Below are 254 nucleotides of genomic sequence, written 5' to 3'. Positions count from 1 at the left end.
ACCGACGGCATTCATGGCCTGGACCATATCGCCGCCGCGCGACGCCAGTGCGGGATAGGAGCCCTGCCAGAAATCGCCGCCGTCGAGAAACAGCGTGTTGTTCGGCCGCTCGGCGCGCACCGCCTTCACCAGCGTGGCGATCCTGTCCAGACCGCCGACCCGGCCGTACTCGCGCGCCAACGTGGTGAAATCGACGGGCGTCAGCGCGTAGGCCATCAGCGAGTCGCGCGGAATGCCATAACGCTCGAGCAGCT

The 254-nt window shown here is 67.3% G+C and carries 1 pseudogene; it reads right to left on the bottom strand.

The window, feature by feature from the left end:
- A pseudogene (locus R0J92_RS24815) lies at positions 1-254 on the bottom strand (thiosulfohydrolase SoxB); the annotation flags it as partial.

It is taken from the genome of Tritonibacter sp. SIMBA_163, assembly GCF_046535935.1.
Classification (GTDB): domain Bacteria; phylum Pseudomonadota; class Alphaproteobacteria; order Rhodobacterales; family Rhodobacteraceae; genus Epibacterium; species Epibacterium scottomollicae.
The sequence above is the reverse complement of the archived record's forward strand: the minus strand, read 5'-3'. Positions and strand labels throughout refer to the sequence as shown.